The organism is Donghicola mangrovi (assembly GCF_013377535.1).
GTDB classification, from domain to species: domain Bacteria; phylum Pseudomonadota; class Alphaproteobacteria; order Rhodobacterales; family Rhodobacteraceae; genus Donghicola; species Donghicola mangrovi.
On sequence record NZ_JABCJE010000022.1, the window covers coordinates 1 to 22,907 of the forward strand.

Here is a 22,907-nt window from a genome sequence, read left to right on the forward strand (position 1 = left end):
CGGCTTTGGCATCCAGCGGGTCTACACCGATGACGGGCAACTGGACGAAACCATGGCGGTCAAGGACGGCGACGTGGTCTGCGTCCCGCGCGGCCACCACCCCTGCGGTGCACCCTATGGCTTCGAGATGTACTACCTCAACGTCATGGCAGGGCCCCTCAGGAAATGGCGCTTCGTCCCCGCGCCTGAGGTGGAGCACCTGTTTTGATCCCCTGCTATCATCCCCATTTCACCGGAGTTTACTGAAGTGACCCAACCTTTTGCACTGGCGGCTTGCGCCGAAATGCTCTGGCAGGACAAGCCCATCGAATGGCGCGCTGCGCGTCTGACCGAGCGTGGCCTTGGCGTTGGCCTGTGGAACTGGCCCGCCCATGATCTGGCCAAGCTCGAGGCCGTGGGCGCCAACTATACCATCATGAACGGCTATTTGGTCGGGCGTCTGACCGATGCCGAAGGAGCCGATATGCTGGTGGCCTCGGCCCGCGAGACGGCGCAGGTTGGCAAGCGCCTTGGGGTGGACCGGCTGAACCTGCACGGGACGGGCCTTGGGGATTTCGGGCTGCCGATCCCGCAGCACGGCGCCTTTGCCCCCGGGATGGAGCAGCGCGCGCGCGACACCCTGCACCGCATCTGTGATATGGCCGAAGAAGAGGGCGTGGTCTTTACGCTGGAAAACCTGAACCCGCTGGATCATCCGGGCTGTCCGTTCGGGTCGACCGGCGCGGTGCTGGGGCTGGTGTCGGCGGTGAACCGGCCGCAGTTGCGCATTAACCTTGACCTCTATCACACCCAGATTGGCGAGGGCGATCTGATCCGCTGGTGCGAGGCCTGCCTGCCCTGGATCGGAGAGGTTCAGGTGGCGGACAACCCCGGTCGCTGCGAACCCGGCACCGGCGAGATTAACTATGCCGGTGTGGCCAAAGCCCTGAACGAGATGGGCTATCGCGGCCCCGTCGGGATGGAGGCCTTTGCCAAGGGCGATGAAGAGGCGGCGCTGGACGCCTTTGTCGCGGCGTTTACCATCTGATGCGAAAGGGGCTGGCAGAGATGCCGGCCCCTGTTACGTTTGGGCCAGACTGGACATGGCCAGTTCGATGATCTCTTCGGTGATTTCCTCTTGCCGCAGTTGACGAGAGGTGGCGACCATCCCCGCCAGCGTATTGGCGGTGTTGTCTTGGGCGGCGATCATGGCGCGCATCCGTGCCTCGTTCTCGGCGGCAAAGGACAATAGGGCTGCCTCGGCCAGTTCGGCGAACACGTATTCCTCGATCAGGTCGCGCAGCAGGTCGGCGGCGGGCAAGGTCAGGTCGGGGATGTTCTGCGATTGCGGCTGCGGGAACCGCGAGGTGTCGAACGGCATGAGCCGTTTGACCGCCATTTCCCCGTGATGGGCCACACCTGGCAGGGCGTGGATGACGGACACGCGGGTCAGTTGCCCCGCAGCAAGACGGTCGAAGATTGCGTCCCCGATGCGGTTCACCAGCCCAAGGGCTTGGGACGGTTGGGCGATCATCGGGGTGGACCATGTGACGGGCAGGTGGCGTTCGGCGGCTTCGGTCAGGCCACGCTCGCCCACCACAAAGAGGCTGGTGTCGGGGCCGGTTTCGGCGATCACAGACTCGAACACGCGGTCAGAGAAGGTGCCCGCAAACCCTTGCTCGGCGGCGAAGGCGATGATGCCGTGATGGTCTGGCCCATTGGGGCGCGGATCGTCGGGGGCGGGGACCAGCGGCAGGACCTCGGCGATCGCGTGGCCAATGGTGGCGGCATAGGTTCGCACGCTGGTCACACTGGCCTGCGCCTCTTGGACCCGAGAGGCCGCGATGCCGCGCATGGCCTTGATCACCGACTCCAGCTTGTGGACGGTGTCGATGCGGGCATTCAGGTCGGCCAGACGTCCGGTCATGCGTCCTGTCCCAAGCGGGCGATGTCGGCGACCAAATCCCGAACGGCGGCGGTCAGTGTGGCGCGGCCGGTGTCGGTCAGCGCCCCGCCGGATGCCAGCGCCGTGACGACTTCGGGCGCGGTGCGGTCCAGCCAGTCGGGCAGACGGTCGCGCAGGGAGGCAATGCGGTCCTCAGGCACCTCGTCCAGAATGCTGTCACCCAAGGCCGCTAGCAGGGCCACCTGATCCACCAGCCGCAGACCTGCATATCGGGGCTGGACCAGCAAGGCCCTGATGCGTTCCCCGCGGGCAATCTGCGCCTTGACCCGATCGTTCGAAATGCCACCGAAACGGGTGAACATCTCAAGCTCTTGAAACTGGGAATATTCCAGCCGGATGCGGCCCGCGACGGACCGCAGGGACTTGTTCTGGGCCTTGCCGCCGACGCGGCTGACCGACAGGCCCACATCCACCGCAGGCCGCTGGTTGGCCGAGAAAAGGTGGCTGTTCAGCACGATCTGTCCGTCGGTGATCGAGATCAGGTTGGTCGGGATGTAGGCCGAAAGGTTCCCAGCCTCGGTCTGCGCGATGGGCAATGCGGTCAGGGAGCCGCCGCCCAAATCGGGGGACAGCTTCGCCGCGCGCTCCAGCAGGCGGGCGTGCAGATAGAAGACATCGCCCGGATAGGCCTCGCGCCCCGGAGGTTCGCGGGTCAGCAGGGCCAGTTCGCGGTGGGTCGCGGCGTGCAGGGTCAGGTCGTCGATCACGATCAGGGCGTCTTGGCCCTTGTCGCGGAAGTATTCGGCTATGGTCATGCCCGCAAAGGGGGCGATCCATTGCAGGCCGGGCGGGGTGCCCGCGCTGCCCACCACAAAGATGCATTTGGACGGATCGCCGTGTTTGCGCACAGCCTCGATCACCCGTTCGACGGCGGTGGCGCGCTGGCCGACGGCCACGTAGACGCAGATCACATCGGTGCCGCGCTGGTTGATGATCGCATCCACCGCGAGCGAGGTTTTGCCCGTGGCGTGGTCGCCCACGATCAGTTCGCGCTGGCCGCGGCCGATGGCAAACAGGCTGTCCACGACCAGAACGCCGGTCTGAAGGGGCTGGCTGACCAGATCACGCTCGATGATCGCAGGGGCGGGGCGTTCCACGGGCATATGCTGCGCAGCATTGATGGCAGGGCCCCCGTCCAGGGGACGCCCCAAGGGATCGACCACGCGGCCCAAAAGGGCCTCGCCCACGGGAACGCGCAGGACTTCGGTGGTGTCGGTCACACGCTCGCCCACGGTGACCTCGGCGGCGTCATCCAGAAAGACCGCGTTGATCAGGTCAGGGTCCAGCGAATGGGCAAAGGCATAGGCACCGCTGTCGAATTTCAGCAGCGCGCCCAAGGGGGCGTCCGGCAGGCCGGTGATCTGCGCGATGCCGTCCGCCAGTTTGGTCACGCGGCCCACGGCCTCGGCGGTGGGGCCAAGGGGGACGCGGTGCAGTTTGCCTTCGGCGTCGGTCAGCCAGTTTTCGGGCAGGGGAAGGTCAGTCATGGGCGGCAAGCTCCGCTTCGATACGGGTCAGGTCGGCGGCCAGATGGTTGCGCACGGTGGCAGTGGGGGCGTCCAGTTCCAGCCCCGCGATCAGGCTGGCGTCCGCGAGCAGGGTCAGCGCGATGTCGCGGCCAAGGGCGCGGCTCAGGGCCTGCCGGATCAGCGTTTCCTCGGCGGCGGTCAGGGCGCGGGCGGTGCGCAGGGTGACGGGGCCGTCCTGTCCGATGCGGTCGCGGGCCAACTCTGGCAGGGCGGCGATGGCATCAGTCAGTCCGTCCGCGAAGGGGGCCACCAGAATGTCATCGGGCAGGCGGGCCAAGGCCTTGCGCGCGATGTTGGCGGCCAGCTTTGCGGCCTCGGCGCTGATTTCGGCGCGTGCGGTCTGTTGCATCTGCGCGATCTGACTTTGGGTGCGGGCGCGTGTTTCGGCAGCCTCGTCTGCGGCGGCAGCCAGCAGGCGGGTGCGCTCGGCGTCCGCTTCGGTCTGCGCGGCAGCCAGCATATCCGCACGCTGGCGGGCGACGTCATCGCGGGTGGCCTCGGCGGCGGAATGGGCGGCGCGGGCTGCTTCCAGCTCGGCGGCGGCTTTGTCCAGATCGGCCTGCGCGGCGGCACGGCGCTCGGCAATGATGGCGCTGACCGGCCCGAATAGGTACCGCCCGAGCAGCCAGATCAGCACCAGCGCGTTGACCGTTTGCAGGCCGAGTGTCCACCAGTCGATGGTCATGGCGTCGTCCGATCAGACAAAGGGGTTCGCGAACAGCACCAGCAGCGCCACCACCAGCGCATAGATCGCCGTGGTTTCGATCATCGCCAAGCCCACGAACAGGGTCCGGCTCAGGGTACCTGCGGCTTCGGGCTGGCGGGCGATAGCCTCCATCGCGGCGGCGACGGCGCGGCCCTCGGCCAAGGCGGGACCGATGGCGCCGAACCCGACAGCCAGCGCGGCAGAAATGATCGAGACGACTTCGACAAGGTTATCCATGAGAGGGGTCCTTTTGCATTGAGGGGGCCGCGTGGCCTTCGCCAACAGCAGAGCCAATGAACACGGTGGCCAGCACCGCAAAGATGTAGGCCTGAACTGCGCCGGTCAGCAGATCCAGAGCCATAAGGGGAATGGGCAGGAACAGCCCCGCCAGCGACAGCACGATCCCGATCACGAAAACGCCGCTCATGACGTTGCCGAACAGGCGCACGATCAGGGAAAAGGTGCGGGTGATCTGCTCGACGATGTTGAGGGGGATCATGACCCAGCTGGGTTCGGCAAAGGTGGCCAGATAACCGCGCAGGCCTTTGTTCTTGATCCCGTAGAGGACGGTCGCGACAAAGACGATCAGCGCCAGCGCGGCGTCGGTTTCAAGGTGCGCGGTGGGGGGCTCGATCCCCGGGATCAGCGAGGACCAGTTCGCCACCAGCACAAACAGAAAGATGCTGCCGATCAGCCCGCGATAAGGGGCCGGATCGCGGTTCATGGTGTCGCTGATCTGCCCGTCGATGGTGCTGACAAACAGCTCGGCCACGGTTTGCGCGGTGGAGGGGGTGCGCGACAGGCGGCGGGTCAGCAGGGCAGAGCCAAGCCCCAGCACGGCCATCAGCGCCCAATTCACCAGCACAGGCTCGGCGATGGGGACGGGGCCGATGTGGAACAACGGTTCGGTGATCAGCGGGTTGTCCATCAGGCGGTCCCTTTGGTGCGGCGCAGGACCAGAACGCGCGCCAGAACGATCCCCGCCGCGCCAGCGATCAGCGGCAGCGCCCCCAGCAGCGCAAGGCCATAGAGGACCGCCCCCAGCACCGCAAAGCGCAGCAGTTGCAGGATCAGCGGCCACGCCACCGTCCCGCTGACCAGCATATCCACCAGCCGTCCGAGGGTCAGGAAATGCACCGCCCCTAGGGTCAGCCCCGCAGCAAAGCCAAGAACGGTATAAAGAGCCATGTAAGTCATTGCCGATGCATCCATTTCCAAGCCGCGTGCAGGCCGATCCCCGCCCCGATAAAGATCGCGGGCGCGGTAAAGAATATCCCGCTATGGGCGGCGCGATCCGCCAGCCGCCCCAGCACAATCCCCAGCAGGATCGGTGTCACCACCGCCCAACCCAGCACCCCGATCTGGCCCAAACGATTGGCGAGCGAGGGCTCGGGGTCTTCTTGGCGCAGGGCCTCGCGGATCAGAGCGCGTTGGGCGGCGTCTTTGACTTCGTCCAGTTTTTCGGGCTCAGGCATCGGTCCCTCCGCTGGCGTCGATGGCGGGCGGGTGGGACAGCGCGCCCATCCGTTCGGGATGGAAGAACCGCATCATCTGGCGCACGGCCTGCGCATGAAGGCGCAGGTGTTCGACACGGGTGCGGCGCTCTTCGTCCTGCTGTTCGTGGCGCAGGTCCTGCACATGCTGGAGCAGCAGCGGCAGGTCATCACCCAAGACGCCTTCGCGGCAGGCGACGTCCACACGGGTGCCGCCGCTGACGCGCAGCATACCAGAGCGCAGCGCGCAGTAGGCCTCGGTCCCGTTCAGGTCGCGCCAGCGCAGAACGGACGCGGGCAGAACCGTCAGAAAATCCCGACGTTTGGGCAGAATACCGAAACTGCCTGAGGCATCCTCGGCGCGGATGGAGGCGACCTCGATCCCGTCAACCAAGGTCATTAAGGGGGTGGTGACGGTCAGGATCAGGCTCATGCCGCCTTGCCGCGGGATTTCGCGGCCTCCTCCTTTTCGCGGGCCTCGTCGAGGGTCCCGATCAGATAGAGCGAGGCTTCGTCCCAGTCGTCGGTTTCTCCGTCCAGAATGGCGCGGCATCCGGCGATGGTGTCGGCCAGCGCGACGGAGCGCCCTTCGATCCCTGTCATGGCTTCGGTTACCGTGAACGGCTGGGTAAGGAACCGCTGCAACCGGCGGGCGCGTTCGACCATCTGGCGGTCGTCGCGGCCCAACTCCTCCATCCCCAGCAGCGAGATCACGTCCTGTAGTTCGCGGTAGTGTTCGATGGCGCGGCGCACGTCGTTGGCCACGGTCACGTGGTCTGCCCCCACGATCAGCGGGTCCAGCAGCACCGAGGACGAGGCAATCGGATCGACCGCCGGATACATCCCGTCCGCCGCCATGGCGCGGGACAGAACGACCATGGAATCCACGTGACCCGCGATGGCGATCACGGCGGGGTCGGTGAAATCGTCGGCGGGCACATAGACGGCTTCGATGGCGGTCACGGACGCCCCCTCGGCCGAGGCGATGCGTTCCTGAAGCTGCGCCACTTCGGTTGCCAAGGTCGGCTGATAGCCCACGCGGCTGGGAAGGCGGCCAAGCAGGCCCGAAACCTCGGCCCCCGCCTGAACAAAGCGGAAGACGTTGTCCATCAGTAGCAGCACGTTGCGCTTGTCCACGTCACGGAAGTGTTCGGCGATTGTCAGGGCGGTCATCGGCACGCGCCAGCGGGCACCCGGCGGTTCGTTCATCTGGCCGTAGACCAGAACGGTGCGGTCCAGAACGCCGGCCTCGGTCATCTCCAGCAGCATTTCGTGCCCCTCGCGGGAGCGTTCGCCAATGCCCGAGAACACGGAAATCCCGTTGTATCCGGCGACCATGGCGTGGATCAGCTCCATTACCAGAACGGTTTTGCCCACGCCCGCGCCGCCGAACATGGCGGCCTTGCCCCCTTGGGCCAAGGGGGTGAGCAGGTCGATCACCTTGATCCCTGTGTGGAACAGTTCGGACGGCGCCCCTTGGTTATGAAGGGCCGCAGGTGCGCGGTGGATCGGGCGTTTGGGGGCGTCAGCGGGCAAGGGATCGCGGCGGTCCCCCGGTGTGCCGGTCACATCCAGCAGCCGTCCCAGAACGCTGTCCCCGACAGGCACGCTGATCGGTCCGCCCAAGGCCCGCACAACCGCCCCGCGGCGCAGACCGTTGGTGGATTGCAGGGCGATGGTACGGACGGTGCGGGCATCCAGTTGGGCCTGAACCTCTAGCAGCAGGGGGGTGCCGCCGGTGTCCACGGTCAGGGCATCATTCACGCGCGGAACGCCAGCGTCAAAGGCCACATCCACCACCGCGCCGCGCACGGCAGAGACATGTCCTGTGGTCGCAATTCCCTGTGTCATTCCAAATGCCTCGCAGTCCTGAGTCGTCTTGACCCTAGGGGGCGCGGGCGCGGGTTTTCATGATCAGGATCAAATAAGATGCAGATTTGCCGCCGGATTTCGCAGGGATGCCTTCACGATCCTGTGTGGCGTCTAACCTACGGGCAAACGTCATTTTTCTTGCAGAGCGGTCTGCGCTGTCACTACTGTCTTTGAAACGACGCGCGGAGGCACGAATGGCCGAGACCCCCAAGCTTTTGTCCGGCGGAAATCCCCAGATCCCCAAGGGCGACGGGCCTGCGGTCGTCGAGGCGTATCTGGCCGCTATGCCCGACTGGAAGCAGACCGTGGGGCGCGAGATTGATCGACTGATCATGGCGGCCTTGCCCGATGTGCGTAAGGCGGTGCGGTGGAATTCCCCGTTTTACGGCATTGACGGGGCGCATTGGTTCCTGAGCTTTCACTGCATGACCCGCTATATCAAGGTAGCCTTCTGGCAAGGCAGTGCGATGGTCCCGCCGCCGCCCGTGGCCTCGAAAAAGGATGATGTGCGGTATTTGCATGTGACCGAAGCGGGGCTGAATGCTGACCAGTTCACGGATTGGGTTCTCCAGGCCAGCCGTTTGCCCGGCGCGGCCCTGTTTCGCACAGCAGAGTGACACATGCGGCGAGGGCTCAAGTTTTTCGCCGCTTTGACGCAAAGTTCGACTAGCATCCCGAAATTCGCTAGGTATTTGCGTTTCAGTTAAGACCCCAAGCCCGAGAGGCCCGCCATGCAAGCAAGCTTCACCGTGAACGGCACCCCCCGTCAGATCGACGTCCCCGAGGACATGCCCCTGCTGTGGATCCTACGCGAGGAATTGGGGCTAACCGGCACGAAATACGGCTGCGGCGTGGCGCAATGCGGGGCCTGCACGGTTCACCTGAACGGAGAGGCGGTGCGGTCTTGCCAAGTGCGCGCCTCTGATCTGGAGGGGGCCGAGGTGACTACGATCGAAGGCATCGGCACGCCCGAAAACCCGCACCCCGTACAGGCCGCGTGGATCGAAACGCAGGTGGCTCAGTGCGGATACTGCCAGTCGGGGCAGATCATGCAGGCCATTGCGTTGCTTCAGGAATTTCCCGTCCCCACGGATCAGGAAATCAACGATGCCATGTCCGGAAACCTGTGCCGCTGCGCCAGCTATCCGCGCATCCGCACGGCGATCCATTTGGCGACTTCTCGCATGGGGGGCCGCTGATGGGCAAGTTGCGCACGCTGACCCGACGGACCTTTCTGATCGGCTCTGCCGCGATTGCGGGGGGTGTGGCGTTCGGGGCCTATATGGTGATGCGGCCGATCCGGAACCCCTTGCTGGACGGTTTGGCCGAGGGCGAGGCCGCCATCACTTCCTATATCAAGATCACGCCCGAGGGGATCACCCTGATCACGCCCCGCGCGGATATGGGGCAAGGGGCCTATTCCATTCAGGCCCTTCTGATCGCCGAGGAACTGGATATCGACCCCGCCACCGCGACGATCACCCCCGGCGCCCCCGGACCGGCCTATTACAACGCGGCTGTCTTGGCCGAGGGCACGCCCTTTCCGGCCTATGACACCAGCACCTTGGCCGAAACCGTGCGCGATTTCATGTCCGTTCCGGCCAAGCTGTTCGAAGTGCAACTGACTGGCGGGTCCTCGACCGTGCCGGACAGCTATACCAAGTTGCGCACTGCTGGCGCCGTTGCCCGCGAAACGTTGAAAGAGGCTGCCGCCCGCCGCCACGGCCTGCAACGCGCGGATCTGAATACCGAGGATGGGCACGTTATCCTGCCCGATGGCGCGCGCATCCCCTATACCGAGCTGGCAGGCGACGCCGCCAAGCTGGAGCCTGTGACCGATCTGGAACTGCGCCCCGCGGGCCGGTGGAAGCGCCTAGGCCATCCGCAGAAGCGGCTGGATATGGTGGCGAAATGCACCGGCACCGAAACCTACGGGATCGACCTCAAGGTGGACGGCATGGTCCACGCCACCGTCCGCGCCAACCCCGGCATCGGTGGCGGGATCGAGAGGCTGGACAGCGCCGCCGCCGAGGCGACCGAGGGCGTGATGATGGTCCTGCCGATCACCAGCGCCGTCGCCGTGATCGCCCGCAACACCTGGAGCGCCTTTCAGGGCGCGAACGCGCTGGATATCACTTGGGGGCCCGCGCCCTTTCCGGCGGACTCGGCCCGGATGTTCGAGGTGCTGGAAGAGGCGCTTGGCAACGAGGATGCCTTTGACCATTGCCAGAGGGATGTCGGGGATGTGGATGCCGCCTTGCAGGACGGAACCGGCCTGACCGCCACCTACCGCGTTCCCTATCTGGCCCACGCCCCGATGGAGCCGATGAACGCGCTGGTCACCGTGACCGAGACCTATTGCGATATCTGGACCGGCACGCAAATCCCGCTGTTCATCCGCAACCGCGCCGCCGAGATGACCGGCCTGCCCGCCGACCGCATCCATGTCCATGTCCAGAAGATGGGAGGCAGTTTCGGCCACCGGCTGGAGATGACCCATGTGGAGCAGGCGCTGGAAATCGCCATCGCCTTGCGCGGCACGCCCGTCAAACTGGTCTGGAGCCGAGAAGAGGACATGACCCACGACTATCCCCGCCCCGCCGCCGTGGCTCGCGGGCGCGGACGGGTTCAGGACGGCAAGGTCGAGAGCTTTGATCTGGCAGTGGCTCAATCGAGGATGACCTCGGGGTGGTTTACGCGCCTTGCTGGGATGGGCATTCCGGGGCCGGATGCCACGATCACCACCGGATCATGGGACCAGCCCTATGCCATCCCGAATTACCGCGTCACCGGCTACCGCGCGCCGGATATGGTGCCGGTGTCGTCATGGCGGTCGGTGGGGGCGTCCTCGAACGGGTTCTTCCATGACTGCCTGCTGGACGAGCTGATCCACGAGGCAGGCGCCGACCCCTTGGCCGAGCGGATCCGCCTGTGCCTAGACGACACCTCTCGCAAAGTGCTGGAGGCCGTGGGCGAGTTGGCGCAATGGACCGGCCCCCATGTGGGCTACCGGCACGGGCGCGGTGTGGGGTTCTGCATGTCCTTCGGGGTGCCTTGCGCGCAGATCGTCGAGGTCACGGAAACCCCCGATGGCATCCGGCTGGACCGTGTGTTCGTGGCAGTGGACGTGGGCCAAGTGCTGGACCCCGTGAACCTTGAGGCTCAGGTCACGGGCGGTGTGCTGTTCGGTCTGGGACACGCGATGAATTGCGAACTGACCTATGCGGACCACGCCCCCGAGCAGTCGAATTTCGACAGCTACACCGGTCTGCGCCTGTACCAAGTGCCCGAGATCAAGGTCAAAGCCCTGTCGAACGGGCCCCGCATCCGTGGGATCGGGGAACCTGCCGTGCCGCCCGCCGCGCCCGCGCTGGCGAACGCGATCTTTGCGGCGACGGGGCAGCGGATCAGGGAATTGCCCCTGAACCGCCATGTCGATTTCGTCTGACGGGGGTTACAGCCCCCGCGCCAGCCGCAGCGCGTCATAGATCGCCGCGTGGGTGTTGCGGGCGGCCACCGCATCACCGATCCGGAACAGACGGAAGGCCCCTTCGGCGTTGCGGGTCACGTCCTGAACCCCGCCTGTGGCCAGCGCGTCATAGTCCACCTCGCCAAGGTTGCGGGACAGGGGTTTTAGCTCGAAATACAGATCATCCAGCGGGCGGGTGCCGTGGTTAACCACGACCTGATCCACGATCCGCTCGCGTTTGAAGTCCCCATAGTCCGATCCCAGAACCGCCTTCAGCTGGTTGCCCTCGCGGACCACCGATTGCAGGCGCCATGTCACCGTAAAGGTCACGTCCCGCACCTGCATGTTCCGCACATAGGGAACAAGGTTCATCGCCATCACTTCGGGGGCAAAGGACCGGTCGGGGGTCACAACCTCGACCCGCGCGCCGGTCGCGCTGATCATGTCGGCGGCTTGCAGGCCCGCGTGGTCGCCCGCGTCGTCAAAGACCAGCACGTTCTGGCCCGCCTTCACATCGCCCGAGATGATATCCCAGCTGGAACACACCAGATCATTGCCAGCCGTCAGGACTTCGGTGTGGGGCAGGCCGCCGGTGGCGATGAACACCTCGTCGGGGTTGGTGGCCAGCACATCGTCCAGCTCGGCATAGCTGTTGAACCGGAAATCGACGCCCATCTTGGTGCACTGATCGAACCGCCATGCGATGATCGAGATCATCTCGCGGCGGCGCTCCTGCTGCGCGGTCAGGCGTAACTGCCCGCCCGGTTGGTCGGCGGCCTCGAACACGGTCACATGGTGGCCACGCTCGGCGCTGACGCGGGCGGCTTCCATCCCTGCGGGGCCCGCACCGATGATGGTTACGCGCTTCTTGGTGTCCGCTTTGGCGATGGTGTGGGGCTGCTCGACCTCGCGACCGGTCGAGGGGTTGTGCGTGCACAGCGCCATGCCCCCTTGGTAAATCCGGTCGAGGCAGTAGTTCGCGCCGACACAGGGGCGGATGTCATCCTCGCGGCCTTCGACGATTTTGCGGACCAGATGGGGATCGGCCATGTGGGCGCGGGTCATGCCGACCATGTCCACCTTGCCCGCCGCGATGGCGTGGCGCGCGGTGGCCACGTCGGGGATCTTCGCCGCGTGGAACGTGGGGAAGTTCGTCGCCGCGCGGATTTCCCCTGCGAAATCGAGGTGAGGCGCATTACGCATCCCTTGGATCGGGATCAGGTCGGTCAGGCCGGGGTCGGTGTCGATATGCCCCTTTACCACGTTCAAGAAGTCCACCAGCCCGCTGTCCCGCAGGCGCTGGGAAATGGTCAGGCCGTCCTGTTTTGTCAGGCCGCCCTCCAGATCCTCGTCCCCCGAATAGCGGATGCCGACGATGAAATCGCTTCCGCAGCGCTGGCGGATCGCCCCCAGCACATCCCAGACAAAGCGCAGACGGTTGTCGAACGACCCGCCATAGGGCGCCTCGAGGTGGTTGGTCAGCGGCGAGTAGAACTGCTCCATCAGGTGGCCATAGGATTCCAGTTCGATCCCGTCCACGCCAGCGGCCTTCATCCGTTCGGCGGCGTCGGCGTAATCCTCGATGATGCGGGCGATATCCCAATCCTCGGCGGGTTTGGGAAAGGCGCGGTGGGCCGGTTCGCGCAGATGGCCGGCGGACACAACGGGCAGCCAGTCAGCCTTGTCCCAGCGTGTCCGGCGGCCCAAGTGCGTCAGCTGGATCATCACCGCGCAGCCTTCGTCGTGGCAGGCATCCACCATCTGCTTCATGTGGCCGACAACCTCATCCTTCCAAGCAAGGATGTTGTTGAACACCGGCGGGCTGTCCCGCGCGACACTGGCCGAGCCTGCGGTCATGGTCAGGGCAACGCCGGCCTTGGCGCGCTCAAGGTGGTAGGCGCGGTAACGCTCCTTGGGCATGCCATCCTCGGGGTAGGCCGGTTCGTGGCTGGTGATCATGATGCGGTTCTTCAGCGTCAGGTGTTTCAGCTGGAACGGTTGAAGCAAGGGATCGTTGGACATCTGGCTGCGCTTTCCGGTGCAAGAGTCGGGATTGGTCCCCCACACTGTTCCGCAAAATGTTCACATGTGTCAATATTGAGATCAGGTGTGGTTTGACGTAGCGGTCGGGCGATGAAACATCTGACATCGCATTGATTTATATAGAAGGTGGCGGGAATTTTCGGGGTCAGTCGCTGCGCGTCCATCGCCGCCTGAAAGAAAAATATATACATCATTGTACATTTTATGGACGCTCTCAGGGTCAATTTTGTTGAAATGCCCCGCGTCCGCGCTTAATCATCGGGCATGAGCACCGAACCCCTTCCTGATCGCGGCTGGCGCGGATCGCCCGAAGTCTGGCTGGACGCCGCCTATGAAGCCTTGATCACCGGCGGGGTGGACGCGGTGAAGATCATGCCGCTGGCCAATACGCTGAAGCTGTCGCGCACCAGTTTCTACTGGTTCTTCAAGGACCGCCGCCAACTGCTGGATGGTCTGTTGCAGCGGTGGGAGGCCACGACAACCGCCCCCTTGATCGCTGCCAGCACCGAATACGCCTACACGGAAACCGAGGCGATGCTGAACGTCATCAGCTGCTTTCTGGCGGATCGGGCGTTTGACTCGCGGCTGGAACTGGCTGTGCGTGCATGGGCGCAGCAAGACCCGATTGCCTTGGCGCAGCTGCACAAGGCCGACACCGTGCGGCTGGATGCCCTGCGCGCGATGCTGGAAAAATGGGGCCACCCGCCGCAAGACGCGGATGTGCGGGCGCGGACGATCTACTTGGTGCAGGTCGGCTATATCTCGATGCGGGTCGAGGAGCCGATCGAAGTGCGCCTCGACCGCTTTCCCCAATATGTCGAAATTTACACCGGCAAGCGCCCCCCGGACCACGAGATGGACCGGTTCAAGGCGCGTTTGGGCCTGCTTTAGACCGGCATCACCAGCCCGAGGCCAAGCAGCACAAGCGGCAGCGCCACCACCGCGATCACGGTTTGGGTCGCCGTAATCCCCGCCATCAGGGGCGCATCCCCGCCAAGCTGCCGCGCCAGAATATAGGCCGAGGACGCACAGGGCAGCGCCTGAAACATCAGCGCCGTGGTTAACGCTGGGCCGTGCAGCCCGAACACCAGCGCCGCTACGGCGGTCGCCACCGGCATCGCCAGAAACTTCATCGCCGAGGACGCGACCACCGGCCCGACCCATTGCCGCGCGGTGCCGAAATCCAGCGCCGCCCCCACGCAGAGCAGACCTAAGGGTAGCGACGCCCGTCCCAGCGTTTTCAGGGCGGCCCCGATCCCGGGATGCACGCCGATCCCCAGCACTTGGAACACGATCCCCGCCAGCGATGACATGATCAGCGGGTTGCTGACCAACTGCTTCAGCACCCCCAGCCCGTTCAATCGCGCCCGACCGTGGCGGGCAAAGACCAGAACGCACAGCACATTCACCGTCGGTACGATCGAGGCGTTGCAAATCGCCGCCAGCGCGATCCCTTGTGCCCCGAACAGGCCCGCGGCAAGGGTCACGCCAACATAGTTGTTGAACCGCACGCTGCCCTGAAACACCGAGGTAAAGGCAGGCCCGTCGATATTCAGCACCGGCCGGATCAGCAGCACCAGCCCCGCGACCGCCACGGTCGAAACGACCAGCGTGAGGGCCAATTCGGTTACAGGCACTGCGCGCAGGTCCGCAGTGGCCAGACTGTTAAAAAACAGGCAAGGCAGCAGGACATAATACCCCAGCCGCTCGGCCTGCGGCCAGAACGCGTCATCCAGAAATTTGCCGTGCCGCAGGGCCGTTCCCAAGGCAATCACGATGACAATCGGCATCAAGGCCAAGAGGACAGGACCGGTCATCGGATTTTCCCTTCGGGGAAGGTTTTGCTGCGGGGAAGGGTCGGGAACATGGTCGGTCTTTGGTTAATTCATCGTCTGGAATGGGGATAGCAAATGCCTTTCCCTAGGAAAAATTCTTAATTCCTATTCATTCTATGATATATCCTCATGGATAATCGAGGTTCCCCATGTCCATCCGCGCCCTTCGTACCCTTCATGCCATTGCGCGCCACGGCTCTTTCGGGGCGGCGGGGGCGGCTGTTGGCCTGACCCAATCCGCCGTCAGCCTTCAGGTCAAATCGCTAGAGGCCGAGTTTGGCGCGCAGCTCTTTGACCGGTCCCGGCGGCTGCCCGTGTTGACCGAGGCGGGCAAGATCGTGCTGGAAAAATCGGCCGAGGTTCTGGCTCTGTATGATCAGATCGGCGCCGCACTGAGCGACGAGCAATCCCTTGCCGGACGCCTGAAATTGGGGGCGATCCAGACGGCTCTGGCGCGGGAGCTGCCCGATGCCTTGGCAATTCTCAACCGGCAGCATCCGCGCGCGCGGGTCCACGTCACTGCTGGCATGTCCGCCGAACTGTCCCTGCAAGTCGCCAACGGAGAGTTGGACGCCGCCATCGCCACCGAACCCGTGCGCCCCCATCCGCCCGATCTGGTGGCGACGCCCCTCTATCAGGACCGCTTCTGGATCGTCGCCCCCGCTGGCCAAGGGCACCGAACCGCCGAGGATTTGCTGCAATCCTATCCCTTTATCCGGTTCGATCGGGCCTCTTGGGCGGGGCGGATGATCGACAAACGTTTGCGGGAAATGCGCCTCGATCTGCACGAGGAGATGGTGCTGGACAGCCAGCGCGTGATCCTGACCATGGTGCAAAAAGGCTTGGGCGTGGCCATCGTCCCCATGTCCGAAGCCGAGCGCGGCGAGCTGGACCTGACTTGTGTGCCCTTCGGGGCCCCGCAGATGTCCCGCTGGATTGTGCTGCTGGAGCGTCAGAGTCATACGGGCGGACGGCTGGGGGCCGAACTTGTGCGTATTATCCGTGACGTGACTGGCGGGGCGCAAATCTAGCCCCATCTTGCAACTGCGGACCAACTGGCGCAGGACAGCGCGGAAACAGAAAGCCAGCGATGCCCTATCTCAGCCTCTTTGCCGCAGCCTTTGTGGCCGCGACCTTGCTGCCCGCGCAGTCCGAAGTTTTGCTGGCCTATTATCTGGCGCGGCCGGATTTGTCGGTGGCGGGCCTGATTGTGGCAGCGACGATCGGCAATGTGCTGGGCTCGACGGTGAACTGGTATCTAGGCCGCTACCTGCGCCATTTTCAGGATCGCCGCTGGTTTCCCGTCAAGCCGCGCGAAATGGAGCGCGCCGAGCGGATTTACCACCGTTTCGGTCGTTGGAGCCTGTTGGCCAGTTGGGCCCCATTTATCGGGGACCCTTTAACTCTGATTGCAGGGGTTCTGAGGGAGCCCCTGCCTAGCTTTCTGATAATTGTTACAATTGCCAAAGCGGGGCGATATTTGCTGGTCGCTGCTTTTGCCTTTGCGTGGCTCTGATATATTCAGGTCCCTGAGTCTGTGTCGGCCCAATGACGCTCGGGCCGGGAATTCCTTTTTAGCGTGTCGCGACGACTGCGGCGACCGCAACCACGGAGACACCCATCATCACCCAGAAAAAGCGACGGTTTTTCAGAGGGGTGGGCCGAAAGCAATAGCCGCATTCCGACGCCCCGAAACGTAGATGATGATTACAGTACTTGCAGTGAAATATGCGCAATGCGCGGTCACTATGTGACTCTGAAGTAGCCATAGAAACACCTGAACTAAAAAATCATACGCCCTTACTTTAATCTTTCGCGCCTGAGTTGCAAAGATGGAATTGCAAAAATATCTGTGTCACTTGGATACTGCGACTGTCTGACGCGAAGCGTCTTGGTCAGGACCCATTGATTTCAAAGGAGCGGCGTGACTCACGGTTCTAAAACGAGAGGTGAACATGTCTGATTCTTTCTGGCTGACCGATATGCAGATGGCCCATTAGGTGCTTTCTATTCCAAGTCCCATGGAAAGCCTCAAGTCGATGACAGGCGGGTTTTAAGTGGGATTATTTTCCTCAATCGCAATGGTTTGCGTCGGCGGGATGCACCAAGGTGAGCCTCCCCCACTGAACTGGTCCGCCCCTATAGTTAGGAGATGGAGTACCACCGATGGACAACAAACGACCAAAACCCGAAGAGATTGTCACGAAACTACGCCAAGTTGAGGCGCTGATGGGACAAGGCATGTCCCGTCTGGATGCCATCCGGTGGATCGTCTTTGTCGACAGACCTATTATCGCTGGCGCAAGCAGTATGGCGGGATGGGTGCAGAGAAACTGAAGGAACTTAAACTGCTTCAGAAAGACAACAAGCAAATGAGACGGGCCGTCTCTGATCTGACGCTGGAAAAGTTGATCCTTAAGGAGGCCGCACGGGATGAAGGACGTGAAACAAAGCATCCAGTGGGTGCTTTGTCGTCCTGAGAGCGTCAGCCCTACTGAGCCCCGCCCGTCGCAGGGCGTGCATCCAGCATGTGCAGAGCCAATTCGACATATCTGAACGTCGCGCCTGTCGCGTCCTTGGCCAACATCGGTCGACACAACGATCTTTCCCCAGAGGCAAGGATGACGAAGACCGCTTGGTGGCCGATATGATCGCGTTAGCACGGGAATATGCCGCTACGGGTATCGCCGGATTGCAGCGCTGCTGCGGGATGCGGATTGGTCTGTGAGTGACGGTCGTGTTGAGCGGCTCTGGCGACGGGAGGGCTCAAAGTGCCTGCAAAGCAACCAAAGAAGGGGCGGCTCTGGCTGAATGACGGTTCCTGCATCAGGCTGCGGCCAGAATACCGAAATCACGTCTGGAGCTATGACTTTGTTCATTGCCGGACCGATGATGGGAAGGCCTTCCGGACCCTGAACATTCTGGATGAGTTCTCGCGGGAATGTTTGGCCATCAAGGTCAATCGCCGTCTCAACTCCGGAAACGTCAACGGCCCCCTGACGGATTTGTTCATTCTCCGCGGTCCGCCTGCCTTTATTCGTTCAGACAACGGCCCTGAGTTCGTTGCTCAAGCCGTCCGCGACTGGATCAAGGCCGTCGGCGCAAAGACCGCTTACATCGCGCCAGGCAGCCCGTGGGAGAACGGCTACTGCGAGAGCTTCAACGCTCGAATGCGCGACGCACTTCTGAACGGCGAAGTCCTTTACACGCTCAAGGAAGCCAAGATCATCATTGAGAATTGGAGACAGCACTACAACACGAAGCGCCCACACAGTGCAATAGGCTACAAGCCCCCAGCGCCGGAGGCCATTGTTCCATTGGATCAGCGACCGACAATGCACTAAAATTCAGAATGGACCAGTCAGATGGGGCCGCTCACTGGGTCATTACATTCATGCCTTCGAGACCGGATCGGCGGCCAGGGCTGGCATCTGTAGGAGGATCGAATTTTACAACACCGAGCGCCGCATTCGGCTCTCGGGGGCAGAACACCGGTCGAGGCCCATCAGGGGCCTGACTTCAAGGCGGCGGCATGATCAAAGGGCAAGCTTAGCAGCGCCGTAAAACTATCCGCGAAATAGTGACCACCTCAGAATATTTAGCGCGACGCGCGAAATGCGCAGAGTTTTGATATTAGGGCGGGACAAACAATGCTCGCTTTGGTAGACCCCGCTGACATGGTAACCTCGAGTAACTCTGCTAGGCCGAAATGACATCACAGCTCAAATCTCTGACCTCACAAGACGCACATCCGTTGGCTTATGATAGCAAAGATGCGATGTTTTGGGATCCTTCGTACTTACATCCGTCGCCTGCAGTTAAGTGTATTCCGCTGATCTTTTGGCTTGTTCAGGAGCTGAAGCCCAAGCTTGTGATCAATTTTGGAGGGGGCGCTGGTGTCGCTCACATTGCTACATGCGAAGCTTTATCAAAGCTGAAGATTAAAGGCGCCTGCTATCAGCATCTGACGCGACCTAATACTGGGGAATTTGTGCAGCTCTGTAGTTCAATATATTCTGGGCTCTCACGTCAGCTCTCTGGAGAGCTAAGCTCTAACGAAAAACACATTGCGCTCTTAACTGTTCATTTAGATACGCAGGAACAAGCGCAAGCGCAAGATTGGGCGATGTGGTTAAAGAGACTGGATCGCAAGGGAGCGGCCGTGGTCTATGGGGCAGCGGCCTTCTCTGCCGAATTAGACGAGATATTATTCGAAGGCGGCTTCACTCATTTCAGGATTGGAGATGATGGTCATCCTATTTTGTTGGTTTTTGGAAAACAACCTGAAGGTGCATTGCTCTCCCTCAGCCGGCATGCACCACAAGATCCCGTGAAAGACTGGTTTGTCCATTCTCTTGTGGAGCGTGGGAATTCTTTGGCGCAGTCGATGCAAACGCTAAGGACTGTTGATAACCCAATTGATCTTCCTTGCGAATATCCAATTTCTTTAGAAGAGGCCAACAATAAAATTGCACAGCTTATCCGGGAACACGGCCAGGACCTAGATAGCGTTTTTCAAGTGCTGCAGAGAATTGAAGAAGAACTCTCTGAGGAGAAGCTGCAGATGAGAAATGAGAGATCGCAGCACGAAGTCGAAATGGAAGAAAGCCGTCAGCGAGAGCGCCGGTTAAGAGACCGTTTTGATCGATTGGAAGCTGAAGTAAATTCATTGAGAAATGAAAACTCTTTTCTCCATAAAGATCTTCAAGATTTTCGTCAAAGCACATTTTGGCGCGCAACTTCTCCACTTCGAAAAGTTGTCATGTTTCTAAGACATTAAAGTTGGAAGAAGTTCACCAAACTTCACGGTCCATATAGGCACACATACCTCGAAGCTTAGAGATCTCTAATGACTAGTATTGAAGCAAGCCCGCGAAATCTATGGGTAAAAATCAACCAGGCCCTAAATTTGGAACGGAATGGCGACGTGCTTGCGGCTCGCAAGCTGGTAGATGCTCACCGCTTTCATCCAAGAATGACTGCCCAACTATATTCTTCGCTAAATAGGTATTTCGATTTACAGCAAAATAAAACTGTGAAGTCGGAACAATATAAAATTAATTCTCCCGCAGAATTTACTGAAAACCCGCGCGGCATTTGGACAGTGCCATTTCGATCTCTTCGAATGGATGAGTATTTACCGAAACCCTTTCCCAGCAATATGGCGCTTCCAGATCTGATCGGAACGCAGAACGACTGTCAAATGATTTACAGTGCTGCTCCGTTCATTGCCAACTTAAATTCGACGGAAAGCACAGCCTTCTGTATTTTCTACCAGTTTATTGATGCTGAGGGGTTTAAGGAGTTTGTTCAAGGATTAATTGTCCAGGACGATTTTCAGGTTTCGAGTTTTTATATTTTCGCGAGTGATGAGTATAGACTAGAAATTCACAGAATTTTGTCCCATTTCGGCTTAGTAGCTGAAGTCTTGTCTTGTCCTTTCTTGTCAAAAGAAGGTCAGATGGTCTTTGCGAAAGGGAGACATGAGGATAGTGTGAACCTCATTCTGCGGGGCGGCGTATCTCTGGATCGAGGGTGCTTTGCGCGCGCGCGCAATCTTCTTAACACGAGTGACTCAATCGTGCTCCCATTGTTTGAGTTGAGCCAGGATGTCGAAGCAAATAACTTCTATGCTATCAGGTCGAACCCAAAATTTCAGAGGTATCCTTTCAGAAATATTGAAAGTCTGAACCTAGTGGTCTCGAATGCGCTAGTGGATCGTGTCGGGCCATTTGACCCTGAATTCACTTCATCCATGTATGCAGCGCGCGAATTTGGGTTTCGTTGCTACAACGTTGGGGCATACTTTTCGCCCTTGCTTGTCCGTGCAATTAGCGACCAACGCGATCAATCTTCGACCAACGACCACGTAAGATATGTTGAAAGATGTCCGAATTCGTGGGATAGGAAATCTGATGGGCGCTATACGGTACCTAAAGTAAGTATTTATATACCAGCCTATAATGCTTCTAAGTACATTATTCGAGCTGTCTCAAGTGTCTTGGATCAAGATGTCGAGGATCTCGAGGTATGCATTGCAAATGATGGCTCCACAGACGGTACCATGGCGGTTCTTTCCGAAGCATTCGGTTCAGAAGATCGAGTTCGATATCAAACCTTCAAAAATGGAGGAATTGGTCATGCTTCAAACCAAGCAATCTCGATGGCTCATGGAATATATATTGGTCAGCTGGATTCTGATGATTGCTTGAAACCGGGAGCGGTGCGAAGGATGATGGAATACTTAGATGACCATCCTACAGTCACATGCTGCTATGGTTCTTGCGAAAGGGTCGATAAGGATGGAAATTATCTGCAGCCCGAGTATAGTTGGAAGCACTTCTCTCGGCGGAAGATGATGCTTACTTCAATTGCGCATCACTTTAGAATGTTCCGGCGCTCTGCTTGGGAGCGTACAGGCAGGTTTCGCACTGATATCACAAACGCTGTCGATTACGATATCTTTCTTAAATTGTGTGAAACTGGTGAATTTCATCACATTAATGAAGTATTGTATCAACGTCGCTGGCATGGCGAAAATACGTCAAATGTCAATGAGGGCTTTCAGACAGTAAACACATATCGCGTTCAGCGTGAATCGCTGAAACGCCAGGGGTTGAAGAGATACTGGGATGTTCACGTATTGGATCCCAAGCAGCCCAGACGGGTCGGATATCAGAGGGTTGTTGATACGCCGCAAGTTGTTTTTTGGCCAAATTACTCGCGAGCGAATCCATATCAAAAGCTACTCTATAAAGATGTCGCAAAGACTCATGAGGTTATTTCGGGGTCAATTTTGGATGCGATAAAATTACAAGAGCGCAATAAGGATAATTCCGGAACTATCTTCCATTTGCACTGGATTAACTTTCTATTTGTCAATGCTAATGACCGGATGTCGGTTCGATTTAAGGTGCGAGAGTTTTTAAAAAATCTTGTCAAATTCAAGGAAATGGGTGGAAAGCTAGTATGGACCATCCATAATACAGTATCTCACGATAACATCTACGCTGAAATTGAGAGAGGTTTGTCGCAGAGAATTTCTGAGTTGGCAGATGTTGTACATTTTCATAGCGTATCTTCTATTGACGAGGTGAGGGCGGTGTTTCCTGTAGAAGATAGAAAGATTCGTATTTCGCGTCATGGGAACTATCTCGGAGTTTACGATAGTTTCATCACGCGAGATGCTGCCAGAGAAGCTCTTGGAATTGAGAAGGACGCGGATGTTGTTCTGTTCGCGGGGCAAGTGCGACCGTATAAAGGTGTTAGTGAACTAATCAACGCCTTTAGAGAGTTGCTTTCTGAAAATGCAAAGGCATTTTTGGTAATAGCTGGAGCTGTGCACGATGATTTCTGGTCAAGAGTGACACAAGAGCTTACGCCGCAGGAAGCTGATCGCATCAAATTGGTTGATCGTTTTCTTGATGACGCTGAACTGCAGGTCTATTTCCGCGCAGCCGATATCGCTGCATTCCCTTATAAGAAAATTCTGACTTCCGGCTCACTTCTTCTTTCACTCTCGTTTGGAGTGCCTGTTGTTATACCAAATGTGGGGATGACCCGAGAGGTTTTGGAGGGTAGTCCTGCAGGTTTTCTCTATGATCAATCTCTTCCGAACGGATTGCATGATGCATTGGAAAATGCATTCAAAAGAAAAAACGATGGTGGCCTGCTGATTGAAAGAAAGGCTGCACTGGAGATTGCAAAGAAAGAGACGTGGCCCAATCTAGCGGAAACGCTCTTCTCGGCTATTTGAAGAATTTGGCTCTCAGTTTCTCTGAGAGCTTCTTTCTTTTCCTCATTTCAGTGATTGCTTGATATCTCAGAATGGAATTCTTTGACGAGAGCATATTTCTTGCGCCCTCTAGGCTCTGGACCCATTGTGTTTCACAGCTGGAAGATAACGGTTGCCGCGAGTGCGATTGCTGAGAAGAAGGTTTGTCGACATCGGTCATAACGGGTCGCTACCCGCCTCCAGTCCTTGAGGCGACCGAACATGATCTCGATCCGGTTGC

General features: G+C 60.0%; 22 protein-coding genes and 3 pseudogenes. 13 read left to right on the forward strand and 12 right to left on the reverse strand.

Annotated features, from left to right (window positions below; genetic code table 11):
- Both HJ536_RS20160 and HJ536_RS20165 read left to right on the forward strand, forming a co-directional pair.
- Positions 1–208, forward strand: a 208-nt coding sequence (locus HJ536_RS20160; protein WP_177159188.1) for a 5-deoxy-glucuronate isomerase, incomplete at its 5' end; no start/stop codon positions are given.
- A 39-nt stretch (positions 209–247) separates the two neighbouring features.
- Positions 248–1,027: a TIM barrel protein gene (locus HJ536_RS20165; RefSeq protein WP_338082005.1), complete on the forward strand. Its 780-nt coding sequence runs from the start codon at positions 248–250 to the stop codon at positions 1,025–1,027.
- Positions 1,028–1,060: 33 nt separating this feature from the next.
- Here HJ536_RS20165 and HJ536_RS20170 read toward each other — a convergent pair whose 3' ends face one another.
- The 9 genes from HJ536_RS20170 to atpD are packed head-to-tail and all read right to left on the reverse strand — an operon-like array spanning position 1,061 to position 7,524.
- On the reverse strand, positions 1,061–1,906 hold the full coding sequence (locus tag HJ536_RS20170) for a F0F1 ATP synthase subunit gamma (RefSeq protein WP_177159189.1): 846 nt from the start codon (positions 1,904–1,906) through the stop codon (positions 1,061–1,063).
- Positions 1,903–3,432, reverse strand: coding sequence for a F0F1 ATP synthase subunit alpha (locus tag HJ536_RS20175; protein WP_177159190.1), 1,530 nt, complete (start codon positions 3,430–3,432; stop codon positions 1,903–1,905). Before HJ536_RS20175 ends, HJ536_RS20170 begins: the two co-directional genes overlap by 4 nt.
- Positions 3,425–4,159 carry a F0F1 ATP synthase subunit delta gene (locus tag HJ536_RS20180; RefSeq protein ID WP_177159191.1) on the reverse strand — a complete coding sequence of 245 codons (735 nt, stop codon included), beginning with the start codon at positions 4,157–4,159 and terminating at the stop codon, positions 3,425–3,427. Before HJ536_RS20180 ends, HJ536_RS20175 begins: the two co-directional genes overlap by 8 nt.
- A gap of 12 nt (positions 4,160–4,171) precedes the next feature.
- A complete protein-coding gene (locus HJ536_RS20185; RefSeq protein WP_176855554.1) occupies positions 4,172–4,417 on the reverse strand; it encodes a F0F1 ATP synthase subunit C in 246 nt (81 codons plus the stop codon).
- Entirely contained in the window at positions 4,410–5,108 is a 699-nt protein-coding gene (locus HJ536_RS20190; RefSeq protein WP_177159192.1) for a F0F1 ATP synthase subunit A, read from the reverse strand. Before HJ536_RS20190 ends, HJ536_RS20185 begins: the two co-directional genes overlap by 8 nt.
- Positions 5,108–5,377, reverse strand: a complete 270-nt coding sequence (locus tag HJ536_RS20195) for an N-ATPase subunit AtpR (protein ID WP_177159193.1) — start codon at positions 5,375–5,377, stop codon at positions 5,108–5,110. The genes HJ536_RS20190 and HJ536_RS20195 overlap by 1 nt, the downstream gene beginning before the upstream one ends.
- Positions 5,374–5,655, reverse strand: coding sequence for an AtpZ/AtpI family protein (locus HJ536_RS20200; protein WP_177159194.1), 282 nt, complete (start codon positions 5,653–5,655; stop codon positions 5,374–5,376). The genes HJ536_RS20195 and HJ536_RS20200 overlap by 4 nt, the downstream gene beginning before the upstream one ends.
- The gene (locus tag HJ536_RS20205) at positions 5,648–6,106 is read right to left on the reverse strand and encodes a F0F1 ATP synthase subunit epsilon (RefSeq protein ID WP_176855558.1); all 459 of its coding nucleotides are present in this window, start codon (positions 6,104–6,106) and stop codon (positions 5,648–5,650) included. The genes HJ536_RS20200 and HJ536_RS20205 overlap by 8 nt, the downstream gene beginning before the upstream one ends.
- Entirely contained in the window at positions 6,103–7,524 is a 1,422-nt protein-coding gene (gene atpD / locus HJ536_RS20210; RefSeq protein WP_177159195.1) for a F0F1 ATP synthase subunit beta, read from the reverse strand. Before atpD ends, HJ536_RS20205 begins: the two co-directional genes overlap by 4 nt.
- Positions 7,525–7,739: 215 nt before the next feature.
- Here atpD and HJ536_RS20215 point away from each other — a divergent pair, with 215 nt between their 5' ends.
- The 3 genes from HJ536_RS20215 (at position 7,740) to HJ536_RS20225 (ending at position 10,993) form a co-directional block, all read left to right on the forward strand.
- Positions 7,740–8,162: a DUF1801 domain-containing protein gene (locus tag HJ536_RS20215; RefSeq protein ID WP_228028838.1), complete on the forward strand. Its 423-nt coding sequence runs from the start codon at positions 7,740–7,742 to the stop codon at positions 8,160–8,162.
- Between the two features lie 114 nt (positions 8,163–8,276).
- Positions 8,277–8,744 carry a (2Fe-2S)-binding protein gene (locus tag HJ536_RS20220; RefSeq protein WP_177159197.1) on the forward strand — a complete coding sequence of 156 codons (468 nt, stop codon included), beginning with the start codon at positions 8,277–8,279 and terminating at the stop codon, positions 8,742–8,744.
- On the forward strand, positions 8,744–10,993 hold the full coding sequence (locus tag HJ536_RS20225; protein WP_177159198.1) for a xanthine dehydrogenase family protein molybdopterin-binding subunit: 2,250 nt from the start codon (positions 8,744–8,746) through the stop codon (positions 10,991–10,993). The genes HJ536_RS20220 and HJ536_RS20225 overlap by 1 nt, the downstream gene beginning before the upstream one ends.
- A 6-nt stretch (positions 10,994–10,999) precedes the next feature.
- Here the strand turns inward: HJ536_RS20225 and hpbA are convergent, their stop codons facing one another.
- Positions 11,000–13,036 (reverse strand): N-methyl-L-proline N-demethylase HpbA, encoded by a 2,037-nt coding sequence (gene hpbA / locus HJ536_RS20230; RefSeq protein WP_177159199.1) that lies wholly within the window; start codon positions 13,034–13,036, stop codon positions 11,000–11,002.
- A gap of 285 nt (positions 13,037–13,321) precedes the next feature.
- Here hpbA and HJ536_RS20235 point away from each other — a divergent pair, with 285 nt between their 5' ends.
- A complete protein-coding gene (locus tag HJ536_RS20235; protein ID WP_177159200.1) occupies positions 13,322–13,948 on the forward strand; it encodes a TetR/AcrR family transcriptional regulator in 627 nt (208 codons plus the stop codon).
- Here HJ536_RS20235 and HJ536_RS20240 read toward each other — a convergent pair.
- Positions 13,945–14,874, reverse strand: a complete 930-nt coding sequence (locus tag HJ536_RS20240; RefSeq protein WP_177159201.1) for an AEC family transporter — start codon at positions 14,872–14,874, stop codon at positions 13,945–13,947. The two genes, HJ536_RS20235 and HJ536_RS20240, sit on opposite strands and share 4 nt — an antisense overlap.
- A 167-nt stretch (positions 14,875–15,041) precedes the next feature.
- Here HJ536_RS20240 and HJ536_RS20245 point away from each other — a divergent pair, with 167 nt between their 5' ends.
- The 7 genes and pseudogenes from HJ536_RS20245 to HJ536_RS20270 all read left to right on the forward strand — a co-directional run bounded on the left by HJ536_RS20245 (position 15,042) and on the right by HJ536_RS20270 (position 22,648).
- Positions 15,042–15,923, forward strand: a complete 882-nt coding sequence (locus tag HJ536_RS20245; protein WP_177159202.1) for a LysR family transcriptional regulator — start codon at positions 15,042–15,044, stop codon at positions 15,921–15,923.
- A gap of 59 nt (positions 15,924–15,982) precedes the next feature.
- On the forward strand, positions 15,983–16,408 hold the full coding sequence (locus tag HJ536_RS20250; protein WP_177159203.1) for a YqaA family protein: 426 nt from the start codon (positions 15,983–15,985) through the stop codon (positions 16,406–16,408).
- A gap of 439 nt (positions 16,409–16,847) precedes the next feature.
- Positions 16,848–17,002: pseudogene (locus HJ536_RS20255) on the forward strand (transposase); the annotation flags it as partial.
- Between the two features lie 56 nt (positions 17,003–17,058).
- Positions 17,059–18,236, forward strand: a pseudogene (locus HJ536_RS20260) (IS3 family transposase).
- A 43-nt stretch (positions 18,237–18,279) separates the two neighbouring features.
- Positions 18,280–18,428 (forward strand): annotated as a pseudogene (locus HJ536_RS21030) (integrase core domain-containing protein); the annotation flags it as partial.
- Positions 18,429–18,601: 173 nt separating this feature from the next.
- Positions 18,602–19,672: a hypothetical protein gene (locus HJ536_RS20265; protein ID WP_177159204.1), complete on the forward strand. Its 1,071-nt coding sequence runs from the start codon at positions 18,602–18,604 to the stop codon at positions 19,670–19,672.
- Between the two features lie 69 nt (positions 19,673–19,741).
- Positions 19,742–22,648, forward strand: coding sequence for a glycosyltransferase (locus tag HJ536_RS20270; protein ID WP_177159205.1), 2,907 nt, complete (start codon positions 19,742–19,744; stop codon positions 22,646–22,648).
- A 131-nt stretch (positions 22,649–22,779) separates the two neighbouring features.
- Here the strand turns inward: HJ536_RS20270 and HJ536_RS20275 are convergent.
- On the reverse strand, positions 22,780–22,907 hold a 128-nt coding region (locus HJ536_RS20275; protein WP_177159206.1), incomplete at its 5' end, for a transposase.